Source organism: Bradyrhizobium sp. Mp27 (genome assembly GCF_029953005.1).
In the GTDB taxonomy this organism is placed as follows: domain Bacteria; phylum Pseudomonadota; class Alphaproteobacteria; order Rhizobiales; family Xanthobacteraceae; genus Bradyrhizobium; species Bradyrhizobium barranii.
The window spans coordinates 1-300 of record NZ_JASAUS010000728.1 but is presented as its reverse complement, the minus strand read 5'-3'; the positions used below and the strand labels follow the sequence as shown (position 1 = coordinate 300).

The 300-nt window shown below is 55.3% G+C and carries 1 protein-coding gene; it reads left to right on the top strand.

The genetic code is table 11. The features are described from left to right. Nucleotides 1–184, top strand: a 184-nt coding sequence (gene tnpB / locus QJT78_RS52470; protein WP_281460982.1) for an IS66 family insertion sequence element accessory protein TnpB, incomplete at its 5' end; no start/stop codon positions are given. Nucleotides 185–300 lie beyond the last annotated feature (116 nt).

Below are 300 nucleotides of genomic sequence, written 5' to 3'. Positions count from 1 at the left end.
CCTGACCTGGGACGGAAGCGGCCTTGTCCTTTACTACAAAAGAATCGAGGGGCAGTTCACCTGGCCGCCGATCAAGGAAGGCGTCATGCCGCTATCTCATGCTCAACTCTCGGTGCTGCTCGATGGCTCAGACTGGAAGCGTGTGCCGATGCGAGTTGTGGATCAGCCAGCGCGAGCTGGTTGATCCGTATCAAGAGTAGCTCGTCACTCATGCGGAGTTGTTGTAAAATCACTTTGCATGAGTGATTTGCCTTCCGATCCAGCATTGCTCCGACACACCGTGATGGCGCTGTCGTCAAG